This window comes from Kitasatospora sp. CM 4170, from assembly GCF_032110285.1.
Classification (GTDB): domain Bacteria; phylum Actinomycetota; class Actinomycetes; order Streptomycetales; family Streptomycetaceae; genus Kitasatospora; species Kitasatospora aburaviensis.
The window spans coordinates 8,215,474-8,240,035 of the sequence record NZ_CP134877.1; the positions used below are offsets into that span (position 1 = coordinate 8,215,474).

General features: G+C 74.8%; 24 protein-coding genes. 14 read left to right on the forward strand and 10 right to left on the reverse strand.

Going from position 1 to position 24,562, the window contains the following annotated elements:
- Nucleotides 1–65: 65 nt before the first annotated feature.
- From RMN57_RS34240 to RMN57_RS34250, 3 genes are all read right to left on the reverse strand, one after another.
- Complete coding sequence (locus RMN57_RS34240) at nucleotides 66–1,754, reverse strand: IS1182 family transposase (protein ID WP_313761467.1); 1,689 nt, start codon at nucleotides 1,752–1,754, stop codon at nucleotides 66–68.
- Between the two features lie 131 nt (nucleotides 1,755–1,885).
- The gene (locus tag RMN57_RS34245) at nucleotides 1,886–3,505 is read right to left on the reverse strand and encodes a PQQ-binding-like beta-propeller repeat protein (RefSeq protein WP_313767178.1); all 1,620 of its coding nucleotides are present in this window, start codon (nucleotides 3,503–3,505) and stop codon (nucleotides 1,886–1,888) included.
- Between the two features lie 213 nt (nucleotides 3,506–3,718).
- The gene (locus RMN57_RS34250; RefSeq protein WP_313767179.1) at nucleotides 3,719–4,462 is read right to left on the reverse strand and encodes a hypothetical protein; all 744 of its coding nucleotides are present in this window, start codon (nucleotides 4,460–4,462) and stop codon (nucleotides 3,719–3,721) included.
- 355 nt (nucleotides 4,463–4,817) lie between these two features.
- On the opposite strand from RMN57_RS34250, the gene RMN57_RS34255 reads away from it, so the two are divergent.
- Both RMN57_RS34255 and RMN57_RS34260 read left to right on the forward strand, forming a co-directional pair.
- On the forward strand, nucleotides 4,818–5,207 hold the full coding sequence (locus RMN57_RS34255) for a hypothetical protein (protein WP_313767180.1): 390 nt from the start codon (nucleotides 4,818–4,820) through the stop codon (nucleotides 5,205–5,207).
- 21 nt (nucleotides 5,208–5,228) lie between these two features.
- Nucleotides 5,229–5,489 carry a hypothetical protein gene (locus tag RMN57_RS34260; RefSeq protein ID WP_313767181.1) on the forward strand — a complete coding sequence of 87 codons (261 nt, stop codon included), beginning with the start codon at nucleotides 5,229–5,231 and terminating at the stop codon, nucleotides 5,487–5,489.
- A gap of 59 nt (nucleotides 5,490–5,548) precedes the next feature.
- On the opposite strand, the gene RMN57_RS34265 is transcribed toward RMN57_RS34260, so the two are convergent.
- Nucleotides 5,549–6,484: an NADP-dependent oxidoreductase gene (locus RMN57_RS34265; RefSeq protein WP_313767182.1), complete on the reverse strand. Its 936-nt coding sequence runs from the start codon at nucleotides 6,482–6,484 to the stop codon at nucleotides 5,549–5,551.
- Between the two features lie 115 nt (nucleotides 6,485–6,599).
- Here RMN57_RS34265 and RMN57_RS34270 point away from each other — a divergent pair, with 115 nt between their 5' ends.
- Nucleotides 6,600–7,010 carry a helix-turn-helix domain-containing protein gene (locus RMN57_RS34270; RefSeq protein WP_313767183.1) on the forward strand — a complete coding sequence of 137 codons (411 nt, stop codon included), beginning with the start codon at nucleotides 6,600–6,602 and terminating at the stop codon, nucleotides 7,008–7,010.
- A 167-nt stretch (nucleotides 7,011–7,177) separates the two neighbouring features.
- On the opposite strand, the gene RMN57_RS34275 is transcribed toward RMN57_RS34270, so the two are convergent.
- Together RMN57_RS34275 and RMN57_RS34280 are read right to left on the reverse strand one after the other, a co-directional pair.
- A complete protein-coding gene (locus tag RMN57_RS34275) occupies nucleotides 7,178–7,888 on the reverse strand; it encodes a hypothetical protein (protein ID WP_313767184.1) in 711 nt (236 codons plus the stop codon).
- 118 nt (nucleotides 7,889–8,006) lie between these two features.
- Nucleotides 8,007–8,606: a MarR family transcriptional regulator gene (locus RMN57_RS34280; protein WP_313767185.1), complete on the reverse strand. Its 600-nt coding sequence runs from the start codon at nucleotides 8,604–8,606 to the stop codon at nucleotides 8,007–8,009.
- 46 nt (nucleotides 8,607–8,652) lie between these two features.
- Between RMN57_RS34280 and RMN57_RS34285 the strand changes: the two genes are divergently transcribed.
- From RMN57_RS34285 to RMN57_RS34300, 4 genes are all read left to right on the forward strand, one after another.
- Nucleotides 8,653–9,585, forward strand: a complete 933-nt coding sequence (locus RMN57_RS34285; RefSeq protein ID WP_313767186.1) for an EamA family transporter — start codon at nucleotides 8,653–8,655, stop codon at nucleotides 9,583–9,585.
- A gap of 129 nt (nucleotides 9,586–9,714) precedes the next feature.
- On the forward strand, nucleotides 9,715–9,999 hold the full coding sequence (locus RMN57_RS34290) for a hypothetical protein (protein WP_313767187.1): 285 nt from the start codon (nucleotides 9,715–9,717) through the stop codon (nucleotides 9,997–9,999).
- Between the two features lie 458 nt (nucleotides 10,000–10,457).
- Nucleotides 10,458–12,551, forward strand: coding sequence for an elongation factor G (gene fusA / locus RMN57_RS34295; protein ID WP_313767188.1), 2,094 nt, complete (start codon nucleotides 10,458–10,460; stop codon nucleotides 12,549–12,551).
- A 243-nt stretch (nucleotides 12,552–12,794) separates the two neighbouring features.
- Nucleotides 12,795–13,160, forward strand: coding sequence for a hypothetical protein (locus tag RMN57_RS34300; protein ID WP_313767189.1), 366 nt, complete (start codon nucleotides 12,795–12,797; stop codon nucleotides 13,158–13,160).
- A gap of 188 nt (nucleotides 13,161–13,348) precedes the next feature.
- Here the strand turns inward: RMN57_RS34300 and RMN57_RS34305 are convergent, their stop codons facing one another.
- The 3 genes from RMN57_RS34305 to RMN57_RS34315 all read right to left on the reverse strand — a co-directional run bounded on the left by RMN57_RS34305 (nucleotide 13,349) and on the right by RMN57_RS34315 (nucleotide 17,021).
- Complete coding sequence (locus RMN57_RS34305) at nucleotides 13,349–14,956, reverse strand: alpha/beta hydrolase (protein WP_313767190.1); 1,608 nt, start codon at nucleotides 14,954–14,956, stop codon at nucleotides 13,349–13,351.
- Nucleotides 14,957–15,411: 455 nt separating this feature from the next.
- Nucleotides 15,412–16,050 (reverse strand): NAD(P)H-binding protein, encoded by a 639-nt coding sequence (locus RMN57_RS34310; protein WP_313767191.1) that lies wholly within the window; start codon nucleotides 16,048–16,050, stop codon nucleotides 15,412–15,414.
- A gap of 56 nt (nucleotides 16,051–16,106) precedes the next feature.
- Nucleotides 16,107–17,021 (reverse strand): EamA family transporter, encoded by a 915-nt coding sequence (locus RMN57_RS34315; protein WP_380235921.1) that lies wholly within the window; start codon nucleotides 17,019–17,021, stop codon nucleotides 16,107–16,109.
- Nucleotides 17,022–17,143: 122 nt separating this feature from the next.
- Between RMN57_RS34315 and RMN57_RS34320 the strand changes: the two genes are divergently transcribed.
- Nucleotides 17,144–17,659: a MarR family transcriptional regulator gene (locus RMN57_RS34320; protein WP_313767193.1), complete on the forward strand. Its 516-nt coding sequence runs from the start codon at nucleotides 17,144–17,146 to the stop codon at nucleotides 17,657–17,659.
- A gap of 48 nt (nucleotides 17,660–17,707) precedes the next feature.
- Here RMN57_RS34320 and RMN57_RS34325 read toward each other — a convergent pair whose 3' ends face one another.
- Nucleotides 17,708–18,664 carry a methyltransferase domain-containing protein gene (locus RMN57_RS34325; RefSeq protein ID WP_313767194.1) on the reverse strand — a complete coding sequence of 319 codons (957 nt, stop codon included), beginning with the start codon at nucleotides 18,662–18,664 and terminating at the stop codon, nucleotides 17,708–17,710.
- A gap of 29 nt (nucleotides 18,665–18,693) precedes the next feature.
- Between RMN57_RS34325 and RMN57_RS34330 the strand changes: the two genes are divergently transcribed.
- The 6 genes from RMN57_RS34330 (at nucleotide 18,694) to RMN57_RS34355 (ending at nucleotide 24,518) form a co-directional block, all read left to right on the forward strand.
- Entirely contained in the window at nucleotides 18,694–20,259 is a 1,566-nt protein-coding gene (locus RMN57_RS34330; protein WP_380235924.1) for a PLP-dependent aminotransferase family protein, read from the forward strand.
- Nucleotides 20,260–20,523: 264 nt separating this feature from the next.
- Nucleotides 20,524–20,898: a hypothetical protein gene (locus RMN57_RS34335; protein ID WP_313767195.1), complete on the forward strand. Its 375-nt coding sequence runs from the start codon at nucleotides 20,524–20,526 to the stop codon at nucleotides 20,896–20,898.
- Between the two features lie 689 nt (nucleotides 20,899–21,587).
- Entirely contained in the window at nucleotides 21,588–22,604 is a 1,017-nt protein-coding gene (locus RMN57_RS34340; RefSeq protein ID WP_313767196.1) for a glycoside hydrolase family 3 N-terminal domain-containing protein, read from the forward strand.
- A 438-nt stretch (nucleotides 22,605–23,042) separates the two neighbouring features.
- Nucleotides 23,043–23,495 carry a hypothetical protein gene (locus RMN57_RS34345; protein WP_313767197.1) on the forward strand — a complete coding sequence of 151 codons (453 nt, stop codon included), beginning with the start codon at nucleotides 23,043–23,045 and terminating at the stop codon, nucleotides 23,493–23,495.
- A 460-nt stretch (nucleotides 23,496–23,955) separates the two neighbouring features.
- Nucleotides 23,956–24,291, forward strand: a complete 336-nt coding sequence (locus RMN57_RS34350) for a metalloregulator ArsR/SmtB family transcription factor (protein ID WP_313767198.1) — start codon at nucleotides 23,956–23,958, stop codon at nucleotides 24,289–24,291.
- An 80-nt stretch (nucleotides 24,292–24,371) separates the two neighbouring features.
- On the forward strand, nucleotides 24,372–24,518 hold the full coding sequence (locus tag RMN57_RS34355; RefSeq protein ID WP_313767199.1) for a DUF6126 family protein: 147 nt from the start codon (nucleotides 24,372–24,374) through the stop codon (nucleotides 24,516–24,518).
- Nucleotides 24,519–24,562 lie beyond the last annotated feature (44 nt).

The following is a 24,562-nucleotide window of genomic DNA, read 5'->3' on the forward strand; positions in this document are numbered from 1 at the left end:
AACGGGTGACGGACGGCGGCCGGGCCCGCCCCGTCGGCCCCGGCCGGAACGCCGGACGCTGTTGGTTAATGCGGGTCCTGATCATTTCGCCCCGCCGACCGATTGGTCGGCGGGCGAAGTGCTGTGAAGTGGCTGGTGCGGGTGCGGGCTCGGGGTGTGTCGGTGAGGTGGGCGTCGATGCGGGTGAGGTTGAGGGCGGCGCCGGTGAGCTGGTGCTGGAGGCTGGTCTTCGCGAGGCCTCGGTAGCGGGATCTGCGCATGCCGCAGCGTTGGACGCCTTGGGCGATGGTGCCTTCGACTCCGGCGCGGACCTTATAGCGCTCTTTCCAGTCGTCGGTCTGCTGCTCGGTCCTGGCGGCTTGCAGGGCGTGGTGTTCGTCGTGTCGGCGCAGGCGCAGTTCGCGTCGTGGGGCGTTGGGTGAGTTGATGCATGCCGTCCGGGCTGGGCAGGGACGGCAGTTGGTGGAGGAGAACCGCACCCGGATCACCGGCAGCCCGTGTTCGGAGAGCCGGCTACTCCAGTTGACGCTGGTGTGGCCGCCGGGGCAGGTGACCTGCTCGCGGTCCCAGTCGATGGTGAAGGCCTCCTGGCCGTGGCCGCCGGCCGGATCGCTCTGTGCGCTGGTGTTGGCCGCGACCGGTCCGTGCAGGGCGATGCCGTGCTCGCGCCGGGCCGCCGCGATCTGGGAGGCGGTGGGATACCCGGCGTCGACCCAGTGCTCGCCCGGCAGGCAGTCCCGCTCGGCGAGCGAGGCGTGGATCGTCTCGCTCATGACGCTGTCCGCGACGGTGGCGACGGTGGTGGCCACGTTCGTGACCAGGTTCGGCGCGTCGGGCTCGCAGGTCTCGGTCAGGTGGACCTTGTAGCCGTCCCAGATCAGCTCGTTCTTCCTGCCGCCGCGCGCCTCGGGGTCATACGGGGTGACCAGGCGCAGAGCGCCCGGCGGCCGGTCTTTTGGGTCCCGGCGCCTCACCTCGCCCTCGACCTGGTGGAAGTGCTGGAGCCAGACCCGGCGCAGGGTCTCCACCTCGGGCAGGTCCCGCGGCCCGGACGGCGCGCCGGGAGCGCAGAGCGCCTGGAAGAGCCGTGTCCCATCGGTGCCGATCCGCTGCCCGACCTCGACACGCTTCGCGTGCGCCTTGGGGAAGCGGGAGTCCTCGGCCCGGGTGGCGTAGTGCCGGAACCAGTCCGGCTCCGCGACATCCGCCAGCCATTCGGGGGCGGCCTGGGCGAGCGCGTTCAAGGCGGAGCGCAGGGTCTCCGAGACCATCTCCAGCCAGAACATCTCCCGGGCGGCGGACAGCACGTGGGTGGAGTCGGTGCGGGCACGGCCCGCAGTCTTCAGCAGGCCCTTGGCCCGGGCCGCGTCGAGGACGCCGTCCAGCACCCGCCGTCCGGCGTCCGCCTCGACCAGGCGGTCCCTGAACTCCGAGAGCACCGAGAAGTCGAAGCCGGGATCGCCGAGTTCCAGACCGAGGGCGTACTTGAAGTCGATCCTCGCCCGCACCGCCTCCGCGGCCTGCCGGTCGGTCAGCCCCTCGACGAACTGCAGCACCAACACCAGTGCGAGTCGGCCTGGCGACCACGCCGGCTTGCCCCGCGCCGGGAACAGATCGGCGAACCGCCCATCGCTGAACAGCACCCCGAGCTCGTCCCGGATCCGGATCGCCAGGCTTCCCTTCGGGAACGCTGCCCGCGCCACCCGCACCGTCTCCGCCGGCACCTCGCCCGGACCACCCGCACGCATCGACACCACGCACCCCCACAACGACGAACGCCGGTCTCCGAGAACAAGTCTCGGAGACCGGCGTCACTCAGCGCAGCCGATCAGTCACATTCGCCAACGGCGTCCGGAACGCCGGACCGGGCCCCGGGGCCACCGGCTCAGGAGGCGCGGCCGAAGGCGATGAGGTGGCCGTCCTTGGTGCCGACGAACACCCGCCCGCTGTCCGTCGCCGGGACGGAGAACCTGGTCACCGTGCCGAGCGGGAAGCTGCGCCGCATCTTCAGCGTGCCGTTGACCGGTACCGGGTCGTAGACCCGCAGTTCACCGTTCTGCCCGCCCGGTCCGGTGCCGGAGTAGACGAGCCAGACCAGCGCCGAGCCGCTCGTCGTCCCGTTGGACGTCACCACCGGGGATCCGGAGGCGTAGCCGAAGCCCTCGGCGCTCGTCCCGGCGCTGGTCAGCTGCGGGTTGCCGCTGCCGTTCACCGAGTACTTGAGCGCGCGCAGCGACCCGTAGTTCTCGATCATGTAGACGTAGCCGCCGTCCCCGCCCCAGACGCCCGGGTGGCCCCAGACGCCCTTGTACGGGCCGGTCGTCCCGACCACCGCGTCCGTGCCGTTCGGCCCCTGGCCCATGCCGCCCAGGTTGTCGCGGTCCAGCAGGAAGATCCGCCCGTCCTTGCCGACCTGCACCAGCAGGTGCGGGTGCGCGGAGGTGCCGAAGCCGGTCGGCAGCGCGGCCGGGCCGCCGGAGCCCAGGTCCAGGTCGTCGTGGTCGAGTTGGCGGTTGTTGGACGGGCTGAAGAAGTCCTTCGGCGCGAGGCTGCCGTCGCTGTTGACGCCCAACCGGACGACGGAGTCGGCGAAGTGGCCCTGCGGCTTGTCACCCGGCCCCTTCGGCGGGGACGAGCTCTCGCCGGCGCCGTTCCCGGTCGCGATGAAGATCCGCCCGGAGCCGTCCGAGACCAGCCCGCCGCCGCTCATCCAGACGCCGCCGTTCTGCGACTTGGAGCCGGACTCGGTGGACCAGAGGGTCAGCTTGCGCGTCGAGGTGTTGACGCCGGCCACGTGGCCGACGTAGGTGCCGACACCGCAGTCGGAGGCGAAGCCGAAGTACACCGCACCGTTCAGCAGGAGCAGCCCGGCGCGCTGCGCGGAGGTGCCCGGGTTGAACGGGACGCCGGGGCTGTTCACCGGATCGCCCTGGACGGTGACCGGCCAGCCGCTCCGCTCGGCACCCGAGGCGGCGTCGAGGGCGTGCACGGAGAAGTGCGCGCCGTTCTCGTTGGCCTTGGCCACCAGGTAGACGGTGTCGGTCGCCTTGTCGTACACCGGCGTCGAGGTGATGCCGGTCCCGGGGGAGAGGCAGGCCGTCGAGGACGGCACGGGCGTGCCGAGCGCGCGCTGCCACAGGATCCGGCCGTCGGTCGCGCTCACGCCGTAGACGTGGTTGGTCTCGGTGGCCACCACCACCGTCGAACCCGCCACCAGCGGCTGCGCGAACACCGCGCCGTCGACCGCGGTGGACCAGCGGCGGCCGAAGTCCGAGGCCGAGACCTGGGCCGGGCCGAGGTTGGGCTCGGCCGCGTCCCACGCGGTGCGCAGGGAGTTGAGCGAGATGGTCGGATTGTCGGCCCGCGCGGGTATCGCGCTGACCAGCGACCCGGCCGCGGCCGCGGGGGCGAGCAGGACCAGTCCGGAGAGGAGGGCGGTCCCGGAGCGGGACGCGCGGGTCCTGCGCCGGACGGCCCGGGCGGGGGGTGGGTGGAGTCGGCTCATACGATCCGCCTTGGCTGTCGGGGGATTACGGGGTACGGCGCCGTGGGTCATTCTGAGAACGCCCGCGCCGCGCCCGCATCCGCCCGCCGCTCCGGCCCCGGCCCCGTTCACGCCCCGGAGGGAACCGGCTGCGCCGCCCGGCGCCCCCCGCCGCCTTCGAACGGCCCAGACCGGGGCGTGTCCCCCGGCCCGGGCCGTCGGAGGCGGTGGCCGTCAGCCGCCGAGGGACTTGGCGAACACCAGGGCGAGGCTGCCCTCCGCCGCCGCCTCCAGGCCGGCGTTGACCGCGTCGCCCGGGCCGCGGTCCTTCACCACTTCGACCTCGTAGGTGTGGCCGCCGGTGACGAAGTAGGCGACGGGGTGGGTGTGGTCCTTGCGGGTCGCGATCACGGCCTCGGTGCCGACCCCGGGCAACGGGGCGACCGACCTCGCGGGGTCCGCCTTGGCGGAGGCGAGGACGCCGGGCGCGATCTCGCGGAGGGAGGCGTAGGACTGGCGGTTGCCCCAGGTGCAGCCCCAGACCGGGGTGCCGTCGGACGCCGCGTCGGGACGGGTGGTGTTCAGCGGCTCCACCGCGTTGATGGTGGCCGCCACCTGGGTCGGCACGAGCAGGGTGCAGGCGTCCTTGGGGCGGGAGCCTGCCGTGCCGGTGCCGGTGCCGGTGCCGGGGCCGGTGGCTGTGCCGGTGGCGTCGGAGCCGGGCGATCCGGTGGGGGCGGCGGTCGGGGCTGCCGTCGAGCCGCCCGTCGAGCCGCCCGTCGGGGCGGCCGGGGCCGAGCCGGAGGGCGCGGCGGTGGTGGCGGGGGCGCCGGTGCCGGTGGTGGCGGTGCCGGCCGGGGACGCGGCCACCACCTTGCTGCTGCCGGACGAGCACCCGGCCAGCGCGGCGCCCGCGAGCGCCAGAGCCGGCAGCCAGAGGTGTCGGCGCCGCTGTCGGAAAGATGCGTGGAGCTGCACGGGAACCCCCTCCGCTGAAGCCCGCCGGTGCGGCGGACTGGGACGCTACAGGATCGTAGTGGCCGGTCGGGCTCGGTATCTCCCGTTCCTGCAACGGGTGTTGTACAGCCGCGTGACAGCCGGGGACGGTTGGAGGACGGGCACGTCGGAGGCGGGCTGACCTGGCCGCTTGGACGGCCGCTCATAGCAGGGGAGGACCGGCCGCGGTCATGCTCTACACCATCGGTTCCCCGGACGGGTGACGTTCTGGTGAAAGTGGTCATGCCAGGAATGGCCGCCCGGCATTCTTGGGCCGGTGACCAGGCGGATCCCGCGCCCGGCGGATCCCGTGACCAGGCGGACGGAGGCCCTGACAGTGAGCACGAACCTGCCGGAGACCGTGGCGGAGGGCCAGGTCGTCCTGCCGGCGCCGCCCCGGGTGGTCGACGACCTGGCACGCGACCTGACCCACGCCGCGGCCGCGGTCCGGGCCGTCTCCCGGGGTGCCCGCTGCGGTGGCGGCGACGTGTCCGTCGCCGCGTACACGGCCGTCGTCTGCACCGGCCGTTCGGCGGCCCGCGCGCTGGAGGAGGCGGCCGCCTGGTGCCGCCAGGCACCCGGGGCGGAGGTGCACTCGCTCGCCTGGGCACGTGTGCCGGGCCACCGCGACGACGTCTTCGAGTACCGCGCCACCCTGGCCGTCAGCTTCCCCGACCACGAGACCGGCGAGCACACCGGCGACACCCACCACCACGCGCCGCGCTGACCCGAGGTTAGGATCGCCTTCATGGACCATGGGGGCACGAACGAGGCGGGCGCGACGGCGCCGGAGGAACGCGAACTCTCCACCGGGACGGCCGTCGCCGTCGGCGTGGTGGCGGCGCTGGGTGCGGCGGCGGTCCTGCTGGCCGTCTTCCACTGGCTGGGCTGGACGGTGCCCGGCCTGGGCTGGCTGCTCGCCAAGGGCGCCGTCAAGCTCTGCACGGGCGGGGCGGTCGGCCTGATCGCCGCTGTCGCCTGGCTGCGCCAACGCGGCCGCCGGAACTGAGCGTCGGCCACCGCCGCGGCCCGGGCGACGCCGGGCGGGGGCCGGGGGAGCGTGCCGGCTCAGGGCAGCAGCACCAGCCGGCCGCGCAGGCCGCCGCGGTCGAGCCGGCGGTGGGCGTCGGCGGCCCGCTCCAGCGGGTACGTGTCGGCCACCCGCAGGGTGAGCGAGCCCCGGGCGGCCAGCTCGGCGAGCCCGGCGAGGGCCGGACCGTCCGCGGCGATCCAGACGGTGTCCACCCGGACGCCGCGCAGCCCCACGGGGGCGCCGCCGGAGACGGTGACGAAGGCACCCCGGTTGCGGACCGCGCCCAGAGCGGGCATCCCCAGCAGCGCCGCGTCGAGCACGCCGTCCACCCCGCCGGGGATCAGTCCCCGGACCGCGGCCGCCACGTCGGCGGTGCCGCGCGGGACGAACCACTCGGCGCCCAGCCCACGCACCGCCGGCTCGTCCTCGCGGCCGGCCAGCGCGACCACCCTGAGCCCGCGCAGGACGGCCAGTTGGACGGCGAAGCCGCCCACCGCGCCGGCCGCACCGGTGACCAACAGGGTGGCACCGGGCGGCAGATCGAGCAGGTCGAGCGCCTGAACGGCGGTCAGTCCGTTGAGCGGGAGCGTCGCGGCCCGGACGGCGGGCATCCCGGACGGCGCGGGGGCGAGCGCGGCGGCGTCCAGCACCACGTACTCGGCGTAGGTGCCGATCGGCAGGTCGAGCCGGTCGCGCAGGCCGATCACCGCGTCACCCGGAGCGAAGCCCGCCGCACCCGGGCCCACCTCGTCGACCACCCCGGCCACGTCCCAGCCGATCCCGGTGACCTCGCGCGGTGTCATCAGCCCGGCCTCCACCAGGATTCCGGCCCGGGTGACGGAGTCGACCGGGTTGACACCCGCGGCCTCGACCCGCACCCGCACCTGCCCGGGACCGGTCGCGGGAATCGGGAGCTCCACCAGCTCCAGGGCTTCGGGCCCGCCCGGGGCCCGGACGACGACGGCACGCATGGCGCACTCCTTCGGATCGGCATCGCGGCTTGCGAACACCACCCAAACTACGGAGAGTTGCTCTCCAGCAGGAAGTACGCACCCGCAGGTGCGTACCGAACGGGGAGGAGAGCCCATGGCCACCATGACGGCCGCCCAGCGCCGCGAGGCCGCCCGGGTCGGCTTCGACGCCTACATCGCCGAGTGCCCGGCCCGGCAGCTGCTCGACCGGATCGGTGACAAGTGGGTCAGCCTGGTCGTCAACGCCCTGGCCGACGGCCCGCAGCGGTACAGCGACCTGCGCCGCCGACTGGCGGGGGTCAGCGAGAAGATGCTCACCCAGACCCTGCGCGCCCTGGAGCGCGACGGCCTGCTCACCCGCACCGTCACCCCCTCGGTGCCGGCCCGGGTCGACTACGCACTCACCCCGCTCGGCACCGGGCTGCTGCCGCTGATGCAGTCGATCAAGGCGTGGGCCGAGGAGCACATGCCCGAGGTGCTCGCCGCCCGCGAGTCGTACGACGCCGCTGCCGGCAACGGGAAATGACCGATGGCCGGACGGCGAGGACCGTCCCGGCGAGGACCGTCCCGGTCGGGACCGGTGGCGGGCCGCGCCCCGGGGGTGTCCCCGGCGCGCGGCCCATCGGTGCCGACGGTGGCGGCAGCCGGTGGCTGCGCCGGCCGCCGGCTCGCCGGGACGGACCGCCGGCGCCGCTAGACCCCGCTCCCGCGGGGCCCGAGGTTCTTGGCGACACCGGTCAGGACGGGCTGGAGCCGGTCCACCAGCTTCTGGTAGTCCGCCTTCCGGCCGTCGGACCACTGGCCGAGCCCCACCACCAGGACGCGGTCGACGCCGGCGAAGGACTGCACCCGGCCGCTGTCGGCGGACAGGGCGGGCAGCCCCCACCCGAGCGGCGGGGTCTGCGCGGTCACCTGGGGGTCGGCGCCGGCCTTGGCCAGCTCGACCAGCACGTGGGCGGTGTCCCGCGGGTCCCGGAGGGTGAACACCGCCAGGCTGAACCGGTTGTCGTGGCCGTCCCGGTAGAGCGCGGTCTGCTCGCCGGCGCAGCCCTTGCCCTGCTTGAGCAGGCCGGCCAGGCGCGGGCCCACCGCCCCCTCCGGCGGGCAGGAGAGCTGGGCCTTGGCCGTCACCCGGGTGTAGACCGTGCCGTCGGCCGCCTTCACCTCGGCGGGGAACACCCGGTCCAGCGGCACGGCCGGCCGGTCGGCGGCCGATGCGGCGGTGGCCGGCGGCGCGGCCGCCGCCCGGTGGCCCGGGTCGCCCTCGTCGGAGGACCCCACGGTGGTCATCACGCCGTACGCGGCGGCCGCCGCGGCCAGCGAGAGCGCCAGGTTGCGCGGCCACACCGGCCGCTGCGGTTCGGGTCGGCCGTCCTGGTCGGGAAGGTCATTGCTGCTGTTCACCCCGGCACAGTAGCGCCTGCGGGACCGAACTGATGATCGTCGGACAGGCGTACCGCCGGTCCCGAGCGCTCGGCCCCGGGCGACGGGGCCGGGTGGGTCGGGCCGGGCGGGGCCGGCGTCAGGCGGGCGGGGGCTGGTGCTCCAGGCGCTGCTGCCAGGTGGTCAGCAGTGCCTCCAGGGCGGCCGACTCCTCCGGGGTGAGCAGGTCGAGCAGCCGGCGCTCGTTGCGCATGTGGGCGGTGAAGGCCTCGTCGATCAGCCGGCGTCCGGCGTCGGTGAGGGCGACGACGCGGGCGCGCCCGTCCTCCTCGCTGCGCCGGCGGGTGACCAGCCCGGCCCGCTCCAGCCGGTCGATCCGCTTGGTCATCGCGCCGGTGGTGACCATCGTGTGGGCGGCCAGCTCGCCGGGGGCGCGCTCGAACGGGGCGCCGGCGCGGCGCAGCGCGGCGAGCACGTCGAACTCGCCCTCGCCGAGGCCGTAGCGCCCGTACACCAGGCAGAGCTCGTCGGTGAGGCGGGCGGCCAGGCGGTGGAGCCGGCCGATGACGGCCTGGGGGGAGACGTCGAGGTCGGGCCGCTCGCGGTGCCACTCGGCCTGGATGGCGGCCACGTGGTCCGTGCCGGGGGCGAGGGCGGTGGCCGCCGGGCCGGGCGGTGCGGGCGCCGGTGCGAACGCCGCTGCGGGCTTTGCGGACGGGTCGCCGTGCTGCTGCTCCATGGGGCCATTCTAGCCAATATCTTCCCGGGAAGATATATTAACTTCCATGGAAGCGAATCTTCGGTGGGTGCTGCTGACCGCCGTCGCGCCGGTGGCGTGGGGCGCCAACTACTACGTCACCCGCGAGTTCCTCCCGGCCGACCGCCCGCTCTGGGGCGCCGCCCTGCGGGCCCTGCCGGCCGGGCTGATCCTGCTGGCGCTCCGCCCGCGCCGACCGCGCGGCGCGTGGTGGTGGCGGTCGGCGGTGCTCGGCCTGCTCAACACGGCCGTGTTCTTCGTCCTGCTCTACGTCGCCTCCCAGTTGCTGGCCACCAGCGTGGCCTCGACCGTCATGGCGGCCTCCCCGCTGGCGATGATGCTGATCGCCTGGGCCCTGGTGGCCGAACGCCCGGCCCGCGCCCACCTGGTCGGGGCGTTGGTGGGTCTGGGCGGCGTCGGGTTGATGCTGCTCACCCGGCCGGGTGCCGTGAGCCTGCCGGGGCTGGCCGCCTCGGCGGCGGCCATGCTGGTCTCCTCCTGCGGCTACGTCCTCGCCGGCCGGTGGCGGGACGGCGCCGACGTGCTGGCCTCGACGTCCTGGCAGCTGACGGCGGGCGGGCTGCTGCTGCTCCCGGTCGCGGCGGCCGTCGAGGGCGCACCGCCCGCGCCCGCCCTGCCCCAGCTGATCGCCTTCGGCTACGTCACCCTGGTGGCCACCGCGCTGGCGTTCGCCGCCTGGTTCGCCGGCCTGCGGCACCTGCCGGCCGGGACGGTCGGCCTGCTCGGGCTGCTCAACCCGCTGACCGGCGTACTGCTCGGCACCGCGGTCGCGGGGGAGGGCCTGGGGCCGCTGCAACTGGCCGGTCTCGCCATGGTCCTGGCGGGCGTGGTGCTGGGCCGCCCGCGCGCCCCCGCCCGCCGCGGGCCACGCGACTTCGCCCACGCCGCACCTGCCTCGACCGTTGCACCTCCACGCCCACCGTGCCGCGACACCCCCTGAAGGGTCACCGGCCGCGGATCCACCGCTTCGCCCTACTGCGCTGCCGGCGGTTACGTGACAGGGTGTCCGGGGGGCGGGCGTCGGAGGCCGGGTCCCGGCACCCGGGTGGCGACACGGAGGGGCGGTTCGGTGGGCTTCCCGCAGTGGCTCGACATCTACGAGGAGGCGTGGGCCGACGAGCGCGCGCCGGCAGGGCGGTCGTGCCCGGAGTGCGGCCGGGCCGAACTCGGCCTCGCCTTCGTCAGGCCGGCGTCGTCCTCCAGCGGTGTCATGGCCGCGCTCTGGTGCGGCGCGTGCCTGCACGGAGTCTTCCTGGGGAACTGCTCCGAGCCGGAGTCCGGGCGGATCTGGAGCCGGGACGAGGCGCGGCGCGCAGGGCTGGTGCCCAACTACACGGTGATTCCCCCGGTCTAGGGCCCTTCGGGCCTCGACCTGCGGGGAGTCGGACGTCTCCGGGCCGGGCGACGAAAACCCGGTGACTGCGGTGCGGTGCCTCCCTAGACTCGGCTCCCAGAGACGCGCTGCCCACCGTTCCGTGGGTGACGCCCCGTGACGAGTACAGGGAGGGACCGGTCGTGCGCTACCGCACCGCTGTCGTCGTTCCCTCGTCCCGGTACGAGGTGATCCTGGTGTCCTCGTGCGCCCGGTGCCCGCTGCGCGGCCGGCACCGGTAGTCCGCGACGAACGCCTGAACCACCGCACGTCCTCCCGCGCCCGTTGCCGGGCCGGCTCCCGCTTGCGCGGGCCGGTCCGGGTGGGCGGAGGGCGATGTCCCGTACGACCGTGAGTTCCCCGGCCGTGCACCCTCAGTGCCGTCGTCGCGGTGAATCGCGCAGTCCGACCCCTCGTAACGCCATGAAAGGCACCGGGCCATGCGCACCGACCTCGTCACCACGACCACCGCCACCGCCGCGATCGCCACCGTTCGCAACCTCGGCATCCTCGCCCACGTGGACGCCGGCAAGACCACCGTCACCGAGCGGATCCTCTTCCTGACCGGTGCCACCCACAAGCGCGGCGAGGTCCACGAGGGCACCACCGTGACCGACTGCGACCCCCAGGAGCGCGACCGCGGCATCACCATCTTCGCCGCGGCGGTCAGCTGCTCCTGGGACGGCCACCGGATCAACCTGATCGACACGCCGGGCCACGTGGACTTCGCCGACGAGGTGGAGCGCTCGCTGCGCGTGCTCGACGGAGCGGTGGCGGTGTTCGACGCCGTCGCGGGCGTCGAACCGCAGAGCGAGTCGGTCTGGCGCCAGGCGGACCGGCACGGCGTGCCGCGGATCGCGTTCGTGAACAAGCTCGACCGGGCCGGCGCCGACCTCGACGCGGCGGTCGCCTCCATCCGGGAACGGCTCCATCCGGCGCCACTGGCCGTCCAGCTGCCGATCGGGCGGGAGGACGGCTTCACCGGCGTGGTCGACCTGCTCGGCATGCGTGCCCTCACCTGGACGGACGGTCCCGGACCGGACGGCTACCGCGAGGGCCCCGTGCCCGAGGAGCTGCGCGAGGAGGCCGAACGGCGCCGCCGGGCGCTCGACGAGGCCGTGGCCGGGCTGCACCCGGGCGCGCTTGAGGAGTTCTGCGACCACGGGTCGCTGACCCCCGGCACGCTGGCCGCCGCCCTTCGCGACCTCACCCGCACCGGTGAGGCCGTGGTCGTGCTCTGCGGCTCGGCCTACCGCAACCGGGGGATCGAGCCGCTGCTGGCCGCCGTGACCGCGTACCTGCCCTCGCCGCTGGACGTGCCCGCCGTGCGCGGCGAGCGCGACGGCGCCGAGCAGGAGCGCGCCGCCGACCCGGCGGGGCCGTTCGCGGCCCTGGTGTTCAAGGTGAACGCCACCGCCACCGGCCGGCTCACCTACCTGCGGATCTACTCGGGCACGCTGCGGAAGGGGGACACCGTGCTGGACGCCGGAACGAAACGCACCGAGCGGATCGCCCGGATCCTGCGGGTGCAGGCCGACCGGCACGCCGAGACCGACTCGGCGACCGCCGGCGACATCGTCGCCGTGGTCGGGGCGAAGGCCGCCCGCGCGGGCGCCACGCTCTGCACGCCCGCCGACCCGTTGGTCCTGGAGCCGACCGTCGCCGCCGACCCGGTGGTCACGGTGGCCGTCGAGGCCCGACGGGCCATCGACACCGACCGGCTGGCCGCAGCGCTGGCCCGGCTCGCCGAGGAGGACCCGTCGCTGGTGGTCCGCACCGACCCGGAGACGGGCCAGCGGGTGCTGTCCGGCATGGGCGAACTGCACCTGGAGGTCGCGGTGGAGAAGATCCGCCAGACCGGCCAGGGCCTGGAGGTCACCGTCGGGCGGCCGCAGGTCGCCTACCGGGAGACCGTCTCGGCGGGCGTGACCGGCCTCGTCCACCGGCACGTCAAACAGGACGGCGGTGCCGGCCAGTTCGCCCACGTCGTCATCGACGTGGCGCCGCTGGCGGGTGGCGAGGGTGGCGAGGGCGCCCAGGCGGCGGCGGAGGGGTTCGAGTTCCGCTCCACCGTCACCGGCGGGCGGGTGCCGAAGGAGTACGTCCAGGCGGTCGAGGCCGGTTGCCGCGACGCGCTCGCCGACGGGCCGCTGGGCGGCCACCCGGTCACCGGCGTGCTGGTCACGCTGACCGACGGGGCCACCCACGCCAAGGACTCGTCGGACCTGGCGTTCCGCACCGCCGGACGCCTCGCCCTGCGCGAGGCCCTGCGACGCTGCCGCCCGCTGCTCCTGGAGCCGGTCACCGAGGTGACGGTGACCGTGCCCGAGGACGCCGTCGGCGGTGTGCTGGGCGACCTCGCGGCGCGCCGCGGCCGGGTGCACGGCTCCGCGGCGCGGGGCGGCACGGCGGTGGTGACGGCGACCGTGCCGCTGGCCGAACTCTTCGGCTACGCGACCAGGTTGCGCAGTCGCACCCAGGGCCGGGGCACCTTCACCGCCCGGCCCGCCGGCTACGCCCCGGCACCGCAGTAGCGGGCCACCGGCCGGGCCCCTTCCCGTACGGGAGCGGGGCCCGGCCGTGGGTGGGCCGGCAGGTGCGACATCGGGCGGTGCGACGGAGGCTGCCGCCGTCGCACCGGCCGGCCGTCGCACCGACCGGCGGTGCGGGCTCATACGGTGGCCCGCCACCCTGTCATCCGTCAGGGACCGCTGCCGCCGGACCGCTCCTACGCTGCTGAGCACTGGCCAGACCAGTCACATCAGAGGAGATCCACCATGCGCAAGATCCTCCACGCCGCCGCCGCGCTCGCGCTCGCGACCGCCGCCGTCACCACCGTGGGTGCCACCGGCGCCCAGGCAGCCGACGGGGCCTGGGACGGCTGCCCGTACGGGGCGGTCTGCATCTACGGCGAGGGCGCCCCCACCTCCACCCCGCCGACCGACGTCTTCTGGAGCTACGGCGCCCACAACCTGCAGAACAAGACCGGCTGGCACTGGGTCCTCAACAACCAGTCCGGCGGCGCCCACGCCCACCTCTGCCTCGGCTACAACGGCACCAACTGCAACTACGACATGCCCGCGCAGAACGGCGTCTGGGCCGACCTCACCCCGGTCAACTCCATCACCCTGGACCGCCCCTGACCCACCCCGCCGACGCGCCCGCGTCCCCGCCCCTGCTGACGCCCTCGGTGGCCGCCGGATCCTCTCCGGCGGCCACCGCCGCGTTCGGCGGAGACGGCCGCGTCGGAGGCGACCGCTGCGTTCGGAGGCGACAGCCGTGCAGCCGAGGCCGGTGGGCTGCGCCGCCGCCCGGGGCCGCCGCCCGGAGATCAGGACGTCTGCGGCGAGCCGCAGCTGACGTCCCGCTCGGGTATCCGATCGGCCAGCAGGTAGGACTCGACGAGCTCGCGCACGCAGCCGTTGGAGCCGGGGTACTGGCCGTGGTCGCCGTTGCCGGTGACCGTGACCAGGCGCGATCCGTGCAGCGCCCGGTGCGCGCCGAGCGCCGCCTCGTAGTAGGTGGCCGGATCGTGCACCGAGTTGAGCATCAGCGTCGGCGGCAGGCCCGCGCCCGTGACCCGCACCCTGGGCGCCGTCGGCGCCGGCCAGGAGGCGCAGACGGCCGAGAAGGCGAGGGTCCGGGCCCCCGCCAGCGGCCACCGGGCGGTGTACTCGGCGCCTCGGTCGGCCCAGGTGGTGAGGTCGCGCGTCCACGGCGTGTCGGCGCAGGTCACCGCGAAGTACTCGGCGAGGAACTCCGGCGAGAGGTACCGGCCGAACAACTGGTTCGCGGCCTGCCGTCCGGCGGCGCCCGCGGTCGGCCAGTCGTCGAGCGCAGCGAGGGCGGCGGCCAGCGCGGGGAAGCCGCCGTTCTCCTGGTAGATGGCCTGGATGGTGCCGCTGTCCAGTTGATTGGGGCCGACGGTGAGTGCGCCGTCGGTGAGCGGGGCGTCGTGCAGGGCGGCGCGGCGCCGCTCCCAGTGAGCCTTCGCCTCGGCGGCCGTGGCGCCGTAGTGGTAGGTGCTGTCGCGGGCGGCCAGCCAGGGGAGGAAGTCCTCCTCGAAACGGCGCTGGAAGCTCATCGGCTGCCCGACCTCGAACCGCTCCCAGGTGCCGTCGAAGCCGATGTTGCTGTCCAGCACCATCCGCTCGACCCGCTGTGGGAAGAGCGACGCGTAGTACGCGCCGATCATGGTGGCGTAGGAGGGGCCGTAATAGCTGATCCGCCGCTCGCCGAGCAGCGTGCGGAAGAGATCGAGGTCGCGGACGGTCTGCTCGGTGGTCAGGTACGGCAGCAGGCCGTTGCTGCGCCGTTCGCAGTCGGCCGCCAGCTTGCGGGAGCCGGCGATGACGCGGGCCCGGTCGGCGGGGGTGTCGTCGCGGAAGTCCCCGGCGAAGAAGTCTTTGAACTCCTCCGGGGTCTGGCAGGTCGGCCGGGTGCTGTGGCCGACGCCGCGCTGGTCGAAGCCGACCACGTCGTACGCCGCCCCGACGGCCGGTGCGGCGCGCACGAACCCGTCCGGGCGCAGCAGTCCGGTGCCGCCGGGCCCGCCTGCCGCCATCAGCAGCGTGCCGCGCTGCTTCGCCGGATCGGTCGCCCGGTGCCGGGAGACCGCGACGGTGACGTCCGGCCCGGCGTCCGGATGGTGCCAGTCGCGCGGGACGGCCATGGTGGCGCAGTCCAGCGCGGGTGCCTCGGTGCAGGGCTGCCAGGCGAGTTGCTGTCGGACGTAGCGGTCGGGGACCCGTACGGTGGCGGCGGCCGGTGCGGCCGAGGCCGGGCCGGCGCCGGTGACGACGGGCAGACCGACGGTGGTCAGGAGCACGGTGGTCAGAGCGGCGAGCGGTGCCCTGCGACGCAGGGTGCGTTGCGTGGGCGCGGCTGCGTTCGCGGTCACGGCGGTCGCGGTCGGATCGTTCACAGCAGTCAGGTTCACGGGGATGATCCTGGTCGCCCGGAGCGGCCCGATCGATAGTGCACGCACCCGTCTTCCGGTGGTGCAGGCGACACCCCCCGAATGGCGGGGGCGGTCGGCCCGCCCGGTCCGGCGTGCTCCGGCGGGACGGGGGGCCCGTCCGGCCGGAATCGGCGGGACGGGGAGTCGGCGCGGCATCAACCCGGGGGAGGCGGTCGACGGTTACCGGGTCACCCGGATGGTCGCCTCCCCGGCCGTCACCCATGTCCACCCGGCCCGCCGCTGACCTCCGGCCGGCCGGTCGCCGGCCGCCGACCGGCCGGCCACAGCCCGGTCACCCGGCCGCGGCCGCGACCGCCGCGGCCTCCGTCACGGCGGCCGCCGCCACCGCGGCCGCCGTCACCGCCGCCGCCGTCACCGCCGCCGTCGACGTCCCGCGCCCAGGACGCCACGGCGCCCCGGTACGCCACCGCACCTCAGTACGCCGCGGTGAAGCGCAGACCGCGGTGGGCCGGCCGCTCGGCCTCGTCGATCAGCGCGACCGCGAGGTCCTCCATGGAGATGGCCGACCGGCCGTCGGCGTCGACGACCAGCTCGTCCCGCCCGAGGCGGTAGCGGCCGGTGCGCTCGCCCGGTTCCAGCAGGGCGGCCGGGCTGAGGTAGGTCCACTCGACGCCGACGGAGGCCCGGAGCAGGTCGAACTGTTCGCCGCAGGCGAGGGCGATCGGCCGCCAGGAGGGCGGGAACTCGGGATCGTCCAGGACGGTGGCCCCGTTGCCGCCCGGCAGGGCCAGGCTCCCGGCGCCGCCGACGGCGAGCAGCCGCACGCCGGTCCCGGCCAGTCCGGCCAGCAGGCCCTTGGTGGCGACGGCCAGCTCGGACTCGCTGCCGGGCGCCGGCCGGGTGGCGGTGATCACGACGTCCTGACCGGCGCTCAGCCGGGCGACGTCCCCGGCGTCGGCGGCGTCGCCGGTGGCGATCACGGCGGCGGCGGGCAGGGTGTGCGGTCGGGCGGGATCGCGCAGGACGGCGGTGACCTGGTGGCCGCGGGTGAGCGCCTCGGCCACCACTCGGCTGCCGACGTTGCCGGCTGCGCCGAACACGGTGATACGCATGGGAATCCTCGGGAGGGTCGGCCGGTCCGGGAGGACCGGGTGTGGGTGGTGCGGTGTCAGGCCCGGGCGCCGGGAGCGGTCGCCGGTTCGGGGGAGGAGGGCTGGTGGGCCGGCTCCGGCTCGGCCGTGGTCGGTGCCGCGGCCGGCCGCCGGATCTGGGCGGCGGCCAGCGAGCCGAGCACGATCACCGCGCCGAGCGCCTGGACGGGAGCGAGGTCCTGTCCGAGGACCAGCCAGCCGAGGGCGGTGGCGACCACCGGGCTGAGCAGGCCGAGGAACGTGACCGAGGTGGGCGGCAGCGCGCGGAGCCCGCGGAACCAGAGCCCGTACGCGATGGCCGCGCCGATCAGGGCGAGGTAGCCGTAGCCGAGCAGGTTGGCGCCGGTGAGGTGCGACGGCGGCGGACCCTCCACCAGCAGGGTCACCGGGACCAGCAGCAGACCGCCCGCGGTGAGCTGCCAGCCGGTGGTGGCGAGCAGCGGGGCCGGCGAGGTCCACCGCTTGGCGAGCACGACGCCGGTGGCCATCACGACCGCGCCGCCGAGCGCCGCCGCCACCCCGAGGGCGTCGAGCTGCGCGTTGGCCCGCAGGACCAGCAGGCTGACGCCCACCACGCCGGCGATGCCGGAGAGCAGGGTGCGCAGCGTGAGCCGGTCGCCGAGGAGCGCGGCCGACAGGCCGGCGGCGATCAGCGGCTGGACGGCGCCGACGGTGGCCGCGACGCCGCCGGGCAGGCGGTACGCGGCGACGAAGAGGAGGGCGAAGAAGGCGCCGATGTTGAGCGCGCCCAGGACTACCGAGCGCCACCACCAACTCCCCTTCGGCAGACGGCGGGTGACGGCGATGAGGAGCAGCCCGGCGGGCAGGGCGCGGAGCACCCCGGCGAGCAGCGGGCGGCCGGGCGGCAGCAGTTCCGTGGTGACGAGGTAGGTCGACCCCCAGATGGCGGGGGCGAGAGCGGTCACCAGCACGATTCCGAGTCGATTCCTTAGCACTAAGCCAATGTATCTCAGTACTAAGACAACTGGGAAGGGTGAACGCGCTGACGGGGTGTGAGGTATCTCACCGCTAAGCAATCGTTTAGGCTGGGCGGGTGGCAGATCACGTGGACCGAGTGGTGCAGCAGTGGGGTGCGGAGCGCCCCGACCTCGACGTCTCACCGATGGAGGTGATCGGACGGCTCAAACGGCTCACCCGTCTCGTCGACGCCGAGCTGAAGCGGACCTTCGCCGAGCACGACCTCGACGCCGCCTCCTTCGACGTGCTCGCCACCCTGCGCCGCAGCGGGCCGCCCTACCGCCTCACCCCCACCGGCCTGCTGCAGTCCTCGATGGTCACCTCGGGGGCGATCAGCCAGCGCCTCGACCGGCTGGAGGCGCGGGGCCTGGTCACCCGCACCCCCAGCGGCTCCGACGGCCGCAGCCGCGACGTCGCCCTCACCCCCGAGGGGCAAGCGCTGATCGACCGGGCTCTCCCCGACCACCTCGCCACCGAGCACCGTGTCCTCGCCGGCCTCGACGAGCCGCAGACCGAGGCGCTGGTGGAAGCCCTCCGCACCCTGCTCGTCCACCTCGGCGACACCAGCGCACGCGGCCCCGCTCCGGAGTGACCGCCGGCCGCGCGGGGTGCCCCGTACGGCCGGCGGGCGGCGGGGTGGTCAGGGCCTGACGGCCGACGCCTTGAAGAAGGTGTAGTGGAACGTGCCGCCCTCCCCGGCCGTCCGGCGGAGGTCGGCGATGCCCCGGTCGAACGCCTCGGCCGTGGTGAGGCCGGCGGCGAGCGCCTCGGCCCGGACGGACTCGACCATCGCGACGAACGTGCGCCGGGTGAACCCCTCCACCAGCTCCGGACGGCTCCCGTCCGCGTAGACGGTGCGCGGGCGGACGGTGACGTCCCGGAAGCCCGCCTCCGTCAGCAGCGGGTGGAGCCGGCGGCCGATCAGGCTGTCACCGCCCGCGTGGGTCTGCAGCCGGACCAGGTGGTCCACCGTGGCGCGGGCCGCCGCGCTCTCCGGATGGAAGAACGCCGAGCCGTGGTCGCCCTCGACCACCGTGATGGTGCCGCCCGGCTTCAGCACCCGGTGCAGCGCCGTCAGGGCCGCCGGCGGGTCGGCCAGGTGCTCCAGGACGAAGCAGACGAAGAGGTGGTCGAAGCTGCCGTCGACGAACGGCAGCCGGTGCAGGTCGCCGTGGTGCCAGTCCACCTGCGCGCCCGGCGCGAGCGCCGCCACGCGGGCGCGTGCCTGGGCCAGGGAGTCGGCCGAGACGTCGATCGCGGTGAGGTGCATACCCGGGTTGGACCCGAGCAGGTGGACGGTCTGCGCCCCGACGCCGCAGCCCACCTCCAGCACCCGGCTGCCCGGCGGGTACGCCGTTCCGGCGTGCAGCAGCTCGGCGAGGGTGTTCGCCTGGTCGCCGAGGCGTCGGGCCTCCGCCTCCGAATAGCCGTGCACGTAGCCGCTCGCGCAGCCGGTCGTGTACTCGAGCGTGTCGGTCGGTGCGTCGGTGGTTCCCGCTCGGTCCGCGGCCGCCGTCATGTCCGTCGTAGCCGTCGTCGTAGCCGTCGTCGTAGCCATCGTGGTCGTGGTCGTGGTCGTGGTCGTCGTCGTGGTCATGTCCCCAGCCTGGCCCGCACAATGGACCGGTGAACAGGTCCAATGAGACGCCTGCCGACAGGTCCAAAGGCCACGCGGCACCCATCGCCGCCGCCGCCGACGCCACCGCCACAGCCGCCACCGCCACCGCAGAGGACGTGACGTCCGGGCCCGCCGGGACCGACTTCCTCCAACTCGATCCGGCCGCCGCCCCGCCCGGCGGACTCGCCGACTGGCTGGCCACCCGGCTCCGCGCCGCGATCGCGGACGGCCGTCTCCCCACCGGCAGCCGGCTGCCCGCCACCCGGGTGCTCGCCGCGGAGCTGCGGGTCTCCCGAGGGGTCGTCACCGACGCCTACCGCCGGCTCACCGAGGAGGGCCAGATCGCCGGTCGGGGGAGGGGCGGCACCGTCGTGCTGGCCGCCCCCGCGCCGCCGCCCCGGCCGCTCGCGCCGCCCGCTCCGGTGCCGCCGGCACCGTTCGGCACCGCCCCCGCACCCGAGAGCTTCGACGTGCTGCGCGCCGCACCCGCCCGGATCAACCTCGCCCCGGGCGTCCCCGACCTCGCCGCCTTCCCCCGCACGGCCTGGCTGCGCGCCGAGCGCGCCGTCCTCGACGACCTCCCCGCCCAGGAGTTCGGCTACGGCGACCCGCGCGGCACTCCGGCGCTCCGCCGGGCCGTCGCCCACTGGCTGGCCCGCAACCGGGGCATCCGCGCCGACCCGGACGAGGTGCTGATCGTCGCCGGCGCCGCCCAGGCCCTCACCCTGCTCGGCCAGGTCCTCGCCCGGGACGGCATCACCGAGGTGGCCGTCGAGGACCCCGGTTCGCTCGGTACCCGCCAGCACCTGGGCCACTGGCTCACCGCCACCCCTCCCGTCCCGGTCGACGCCGAGGGCATCCGGGTCGATGCCCTGCGCGCCACCGGCGCCCCCGCCGTTCTGCTGACCCCCGCCCACCAGTTCCCCACCGGCGTGGTGCTCGGCGGCGGGCGGCGCCGCGAACTGCTCCGCTGGGCCGGCGAGGGCGGTCTCGTCCTGGAGGACGACTACGACGCGGAACACCGTTACGACCGGCCGCCCGTGCCCGCGCTGCGCGCGGTCCACCCCGAACAGGTCTGCTACACCGGCAGCGTCTCCAAGCTGCTCGCCCCCGCCCTGCGCACCGGCTGGCTGCTCACCCCGACCCGCTACCGCGAGGCCGTGCTGTCCGCCAAGCGCTTCGCCGATCTCGGCAACGCCGCGCTGCCCCAACTCGTCCTCGCCCGGCTGATGGAGACGGGTGAACTGGATCGCCACCTCCGCCTGTTGCGCCCGCGCCACCGGCGCCGCCGGGACGCGATGATCGCAGCGATCGACGCCCATATGCCGGGAGCCGTCGTGCACGGTGCCGCGGCGGGGCTGCATCTGATGGTGACCTTCCCGGCCGGCGTCGACTGCTCCGACACCGAGCTCGCGACGGCCGCGCTCGCCCACGGGGTCAAGGTGCAGCCGCTCTCCTGGCACGCCCGCCTGCCGCACCCGCCCGGTCTCGTCCTCGGCTACGCGGCCGGCTCGGCGGGTGAGATCACGGAAGGCATCGCGATCCTGGGCCGGCTCCTTCGCCGGATCGGGTAGGGCGCGCTCGACGATTCGCGTCGGATCGGCGTGCCCCGGTGCCGCACGCCCGGCGGGAACTGTCGGACCCGCCTTCGCCGGCCACCGCGACCTGTTCCGACAAGCGATGCAGGTCGGTGATGCAGCTCACTTGAACCTTTGTCAGGTGCCGGACAGTCAACAGGGATCGGGTGGCGCGTCGGCAGATTCGCCCGGGGTGCCCGCCGAGGGGGCCTGCAGATCAGTCCGTCCACCCGGCAGAGAACAGATTCAACTGGAGGAAAAGTGCCTCGAATCATCAAGCGGACCACCAGGCTGGCGGCAGTTGCGGGGATGGTGGCGGCAACCGGTGCGGCAATGATGGTGGTCGCACCGGCGAGCTACGCGGCGCCGTCCGCGGCTTTCCGGCTCAGCAACTTCTCGGCGACCATCGCGAACATCTGCGTCCACACGGATATCGCCACGAAGTGCTCGGGCAACCTCGCGGCAGGGAAGAGCGAGGTCTACCACGTGGCTTACAAGGGGCCGCAGAACTGGTACTGCACGGCCACCGCAAAGGGCCTGTCCGGTACGGCCAGCACTCCGTACTTCAGTCGTGACAACGTCAAGGAGTGCGCGGAGGTCGGCAACATCTTCGGAGCCAGCATCATGCTCAAGTGATCACCGGCACCGCGCGCTTCACTGCCGCGCGGGCTCGGCCGGCCGGCCGTCACCGGAGCCCCGGCAGGGGCCTTGGGTTCCCTGCCCGGCCTTGGCGGTTCACCTGACCTGCTGATCCTGTGTCGTTCCCGCGACAGCAGGGCGGCCGTTTCTTCACGCTTCGCGGTGCCGGGCAGCGTCGCGTGAAGGAACGGCCGCCGGTGAAAGGTCTCGCCCCCGAGTGGTGCGGCGGGGCCGCCGCGCCGGGCGTCCTGTCCCGCCTTGCCGCCGCTTCTGGAGCAGTTCCGTGCGATCGCCACCCGCACATGCGTCGGACAGGCCGTGGTCCAGGTGGGTGTCGAGGCGGTTGCGGGGCGGTGCCCGGCAGGGACACCGGCGCGGCGTACGGGCGGCGGTGGCCCGTCCGCCGATACCCTGGCCGACCGGATCGGCCACGCCCGCGCCCCCGGTCCGCCACCCTTGCACACCAATCCCGCGCGCCGAACCCTGCACGTTGCAGCTCCGTACCACCCCTCACCGCTCCGCCCCGCACCCTCCCGGGAGTCACCATGCCGTCGCCTCGGCGGGCCGCACACGTCGCGGCTCTCGTACTGCTGCTGACCGCCCTGAGCCCGGCACCGGCCCCGGCCGGCACCGCACGCGGGTCGCACCGGCCCGTGCCGCCGCCCGTCACGGAGGAGAACCCCGCCATGCCGACCGCGGACTCCAGCCGGCTCGCCGGCCGCCGGATCGTCTACTCCTACCCCGGCCCCACCCCGCCGCCCGCCCTGCTCCGCGCCATTCGCGAAGGCCGCGCGGCCGGCGTCATCCTGTTCGGCGAGAACATCACCTCGCCCGCCCAACTCCACACTGCGGTGGACCAGTTGCGCGGGGCCGCAGCCGAGGCGGCGGAGCCGCGCCCGCTGCTGCTGATGACCGACCAGGAGGGCGGCCGAGTCCGCCGACTGCCCGGCGCACCGGAGCTGTCCGCCCGCCGCACGGGCCTGGCGGCCGACCCGGTCGGCGAGGCCGCCCGTTCGGGCGTCGGCGCCGCCCGCAACCTGACAAGCGCCGGCCTCAACGTCAACCTCGCGCCGGTCCTCGACGTCTACGACTCGCCCGACAACTTCATCGACCACCGCGAGCGCTCCTACAGCCCGGACCCCTCCGTGGTCGGGACGTTGGGCTCCGCCTTCCTCGCCGCCCACCAGGGCCTCGGCGTGGCGGCCACCGCCAAGCACTTCCCCGGACTCGGAGCCGCCGCGCGCGACCAGAACACCGACGAAGGCCCGGTCACGCTCCCCGTGTCGCTCGACGAGCTGCGCGCCCGCGGCGAGGAGCCGTACCGGGCGGCCGTCGCCGCGGGCGTTCGCCTCGTCATGGCCTCCTGGGCCGTCTACCCAGCCCTCGACCCGGCGCGCCCGGCCGGCCTCTCGCCCGCCGCCATCCAGGGCGAGCTCCGCGACCGCCTGGGCTTCACCGGCGTCACCGTCACCGACGCCCTGGAGGCCGGCGCCCTCACGCCCTACGGCGACACCCGGGCGCGCGCCGTCGCCGCCGCGGACGCAGGGATGGACCTCCTGCTCTGCTCCGCCCGCGACGTCACCCAGGGCGACGAGGCGGCGGCGGCCCTCGCCGCGGCCCTCGACGACGGCCGCCTCGACCGCTCCAGCTTCCTCGCCGCCCTGCACCGCGTGGACGACCTCCGCTCCTCCCTGGCGCAGTGACCGACCCGGCTCAGTGACCGACCCGGCTCAGTGACCGACGCGCCGCCGTCACCGACCCGGCGGTGAGCCGGGCGGTGGGCCGGTCGCAAACGACCGCGACCGCCACGGCCGGGCTCCCCCTGCCGTGGTGATGACGGACCCCGGGCCGGGCGACCGCGCACGCGCATCGGGCCAGGTGAAGTGGGCCGGTCAGCAGGGGAGATGACGACTCGGTGAAGACTGGTGGGGCGGTTGGGGGCCGTGGGGCGTCGGGCCCGCGATGGGGGCGGAGCGGGTGGCGGAATTCGCGCCATCCAAGGTCGTTTTCCGGTCTGTCGGACGGTTTCTTGATCTGATCACCACTCAGGCATTCGATTCACATGCCAGGGTTGAGGCCTGCCGCCTGTGCAATGTCACATGTGGCAGCTTGGGTTCCTAGCACGATGAACGGAGAGTCTGATGAACCGAATCGCTCTGATCGCCGCCGGCGTCGCCGGTGCGGCGACGCTGCTGGCCGCCCCCCAGGCCGGCGCTGCGACCACCGCTACCACCGCTACCACCGTCACCTGCGGCGCCTCCGGCCTGCAGGCCGGGTTGTCCACCAAGGTCTGTGCCGAGATCACCGGTGGCCAGGTCCAGCTGTACGGCCAGATCAGCCTCGCCGGCCCGCCGAGCCCGGGCAGCCCGGCTCCGCAGCCTCAGGAGCTGATCACCGGTCTGTCCGGCCAGGTGGTCGGCGGTGCCTCGCTGGGCTCGGTGAACGGCTACACGCAGTTCACGGCCAGCACCGTGCAGGTGCGGGGCGTCGGCGGCACCGTGGCCTGCGGCTCGACCGTTCACGCCAGCTTCAGCGTTGCGAAGTTCCCGTGGAACCCGGCTCCGGTGACCCTGGACGTCGTCGTCCCCTGCTGATGACGGTCACCTGCTGAAGGAGGCGCCCGCAGCACGAAACGGGCGCCTCCGTAGTGCGGCGCGGCCCGGGCCCTGGAAGGGGGCCCGGGCCGCGCCCTTGAGTTCCGGTGAGTTCCGGGCGCCTCGCCGGGGGGACCCGCCCGCAGCGCGGGCGCTTCACGGCCCCTCGCGCGGCGGACCGGTTCGCGGCGGCGGGTCGGTCCGGCCGGCAGGCCTGTAGCGGGGGGAGCGGACCGCCGGTGGCGCGGGCCGTAGGCAGTGACTCCGGACACTCGGCGTGATGACGACTTGAAGAATTCTTCATCCGCGCGCAATGATGCTCCCCGGCCTCCGGCCCGGCCCGTCGGCCGCGGCGCCCGGGGGCCGGCCGAGGAGCACGCCACCCGGGCGGTGCACCCGTCGCGGCGCACCCCGGTCCCGGTGCCGCCCCGTCCACCGAGCACCAGGGAGGGAGCGGACGATGCCGGTCCCGCTCTACCAGGCCAAGGCGGAGTTCTTCCGCACCCTCGGGCACCCGGTCCGGATCCGGGTGCTGGAGCTGCTGCAGGACGGGCCCCGGCCGGTGCGCGAGCTGCTGGCCGCGATCGAGGTCGAGCCGTCCAACCTCTCCCAGCAGCTCGCGGTGCTGCGCCGGACCCGGCTGGTCACGGCCACCCGGGAGGGCAACACCGTGGTGTACGCGCTGAGCACGCCGGACGTCGCCGAGCTGCTGCGCGCCGCCCGGCGCATCCTCACCGAGCTGATCACCGACCAGGGCGCGCTGCTCACCGAGCTCCGGGCGCCCGACGGGGCCTGACCGTCCGAGGCCCGTTCCGGCCCCCGGGCCGCTCACCCGCCGACCGCCCACTCGCCCGCCGCCCGAAGGAGACCCAGGCGATGTCCGACAGCACCAGCTCCGACAGCACCAGCGAGGAGAAGCGCAGGCGCAAGGCCATGCTCATCCGCGCCGGGATCTACATCTTCGCCACGCACCTCTTCGCCGGGTTCGTGCTGTTGCTGTTCGCGCTCGGCGACCGTCACTGAGCAGCGGCCCGGCAAGGCCGTCGAGCCCGGTGGCCCTCGCCGAG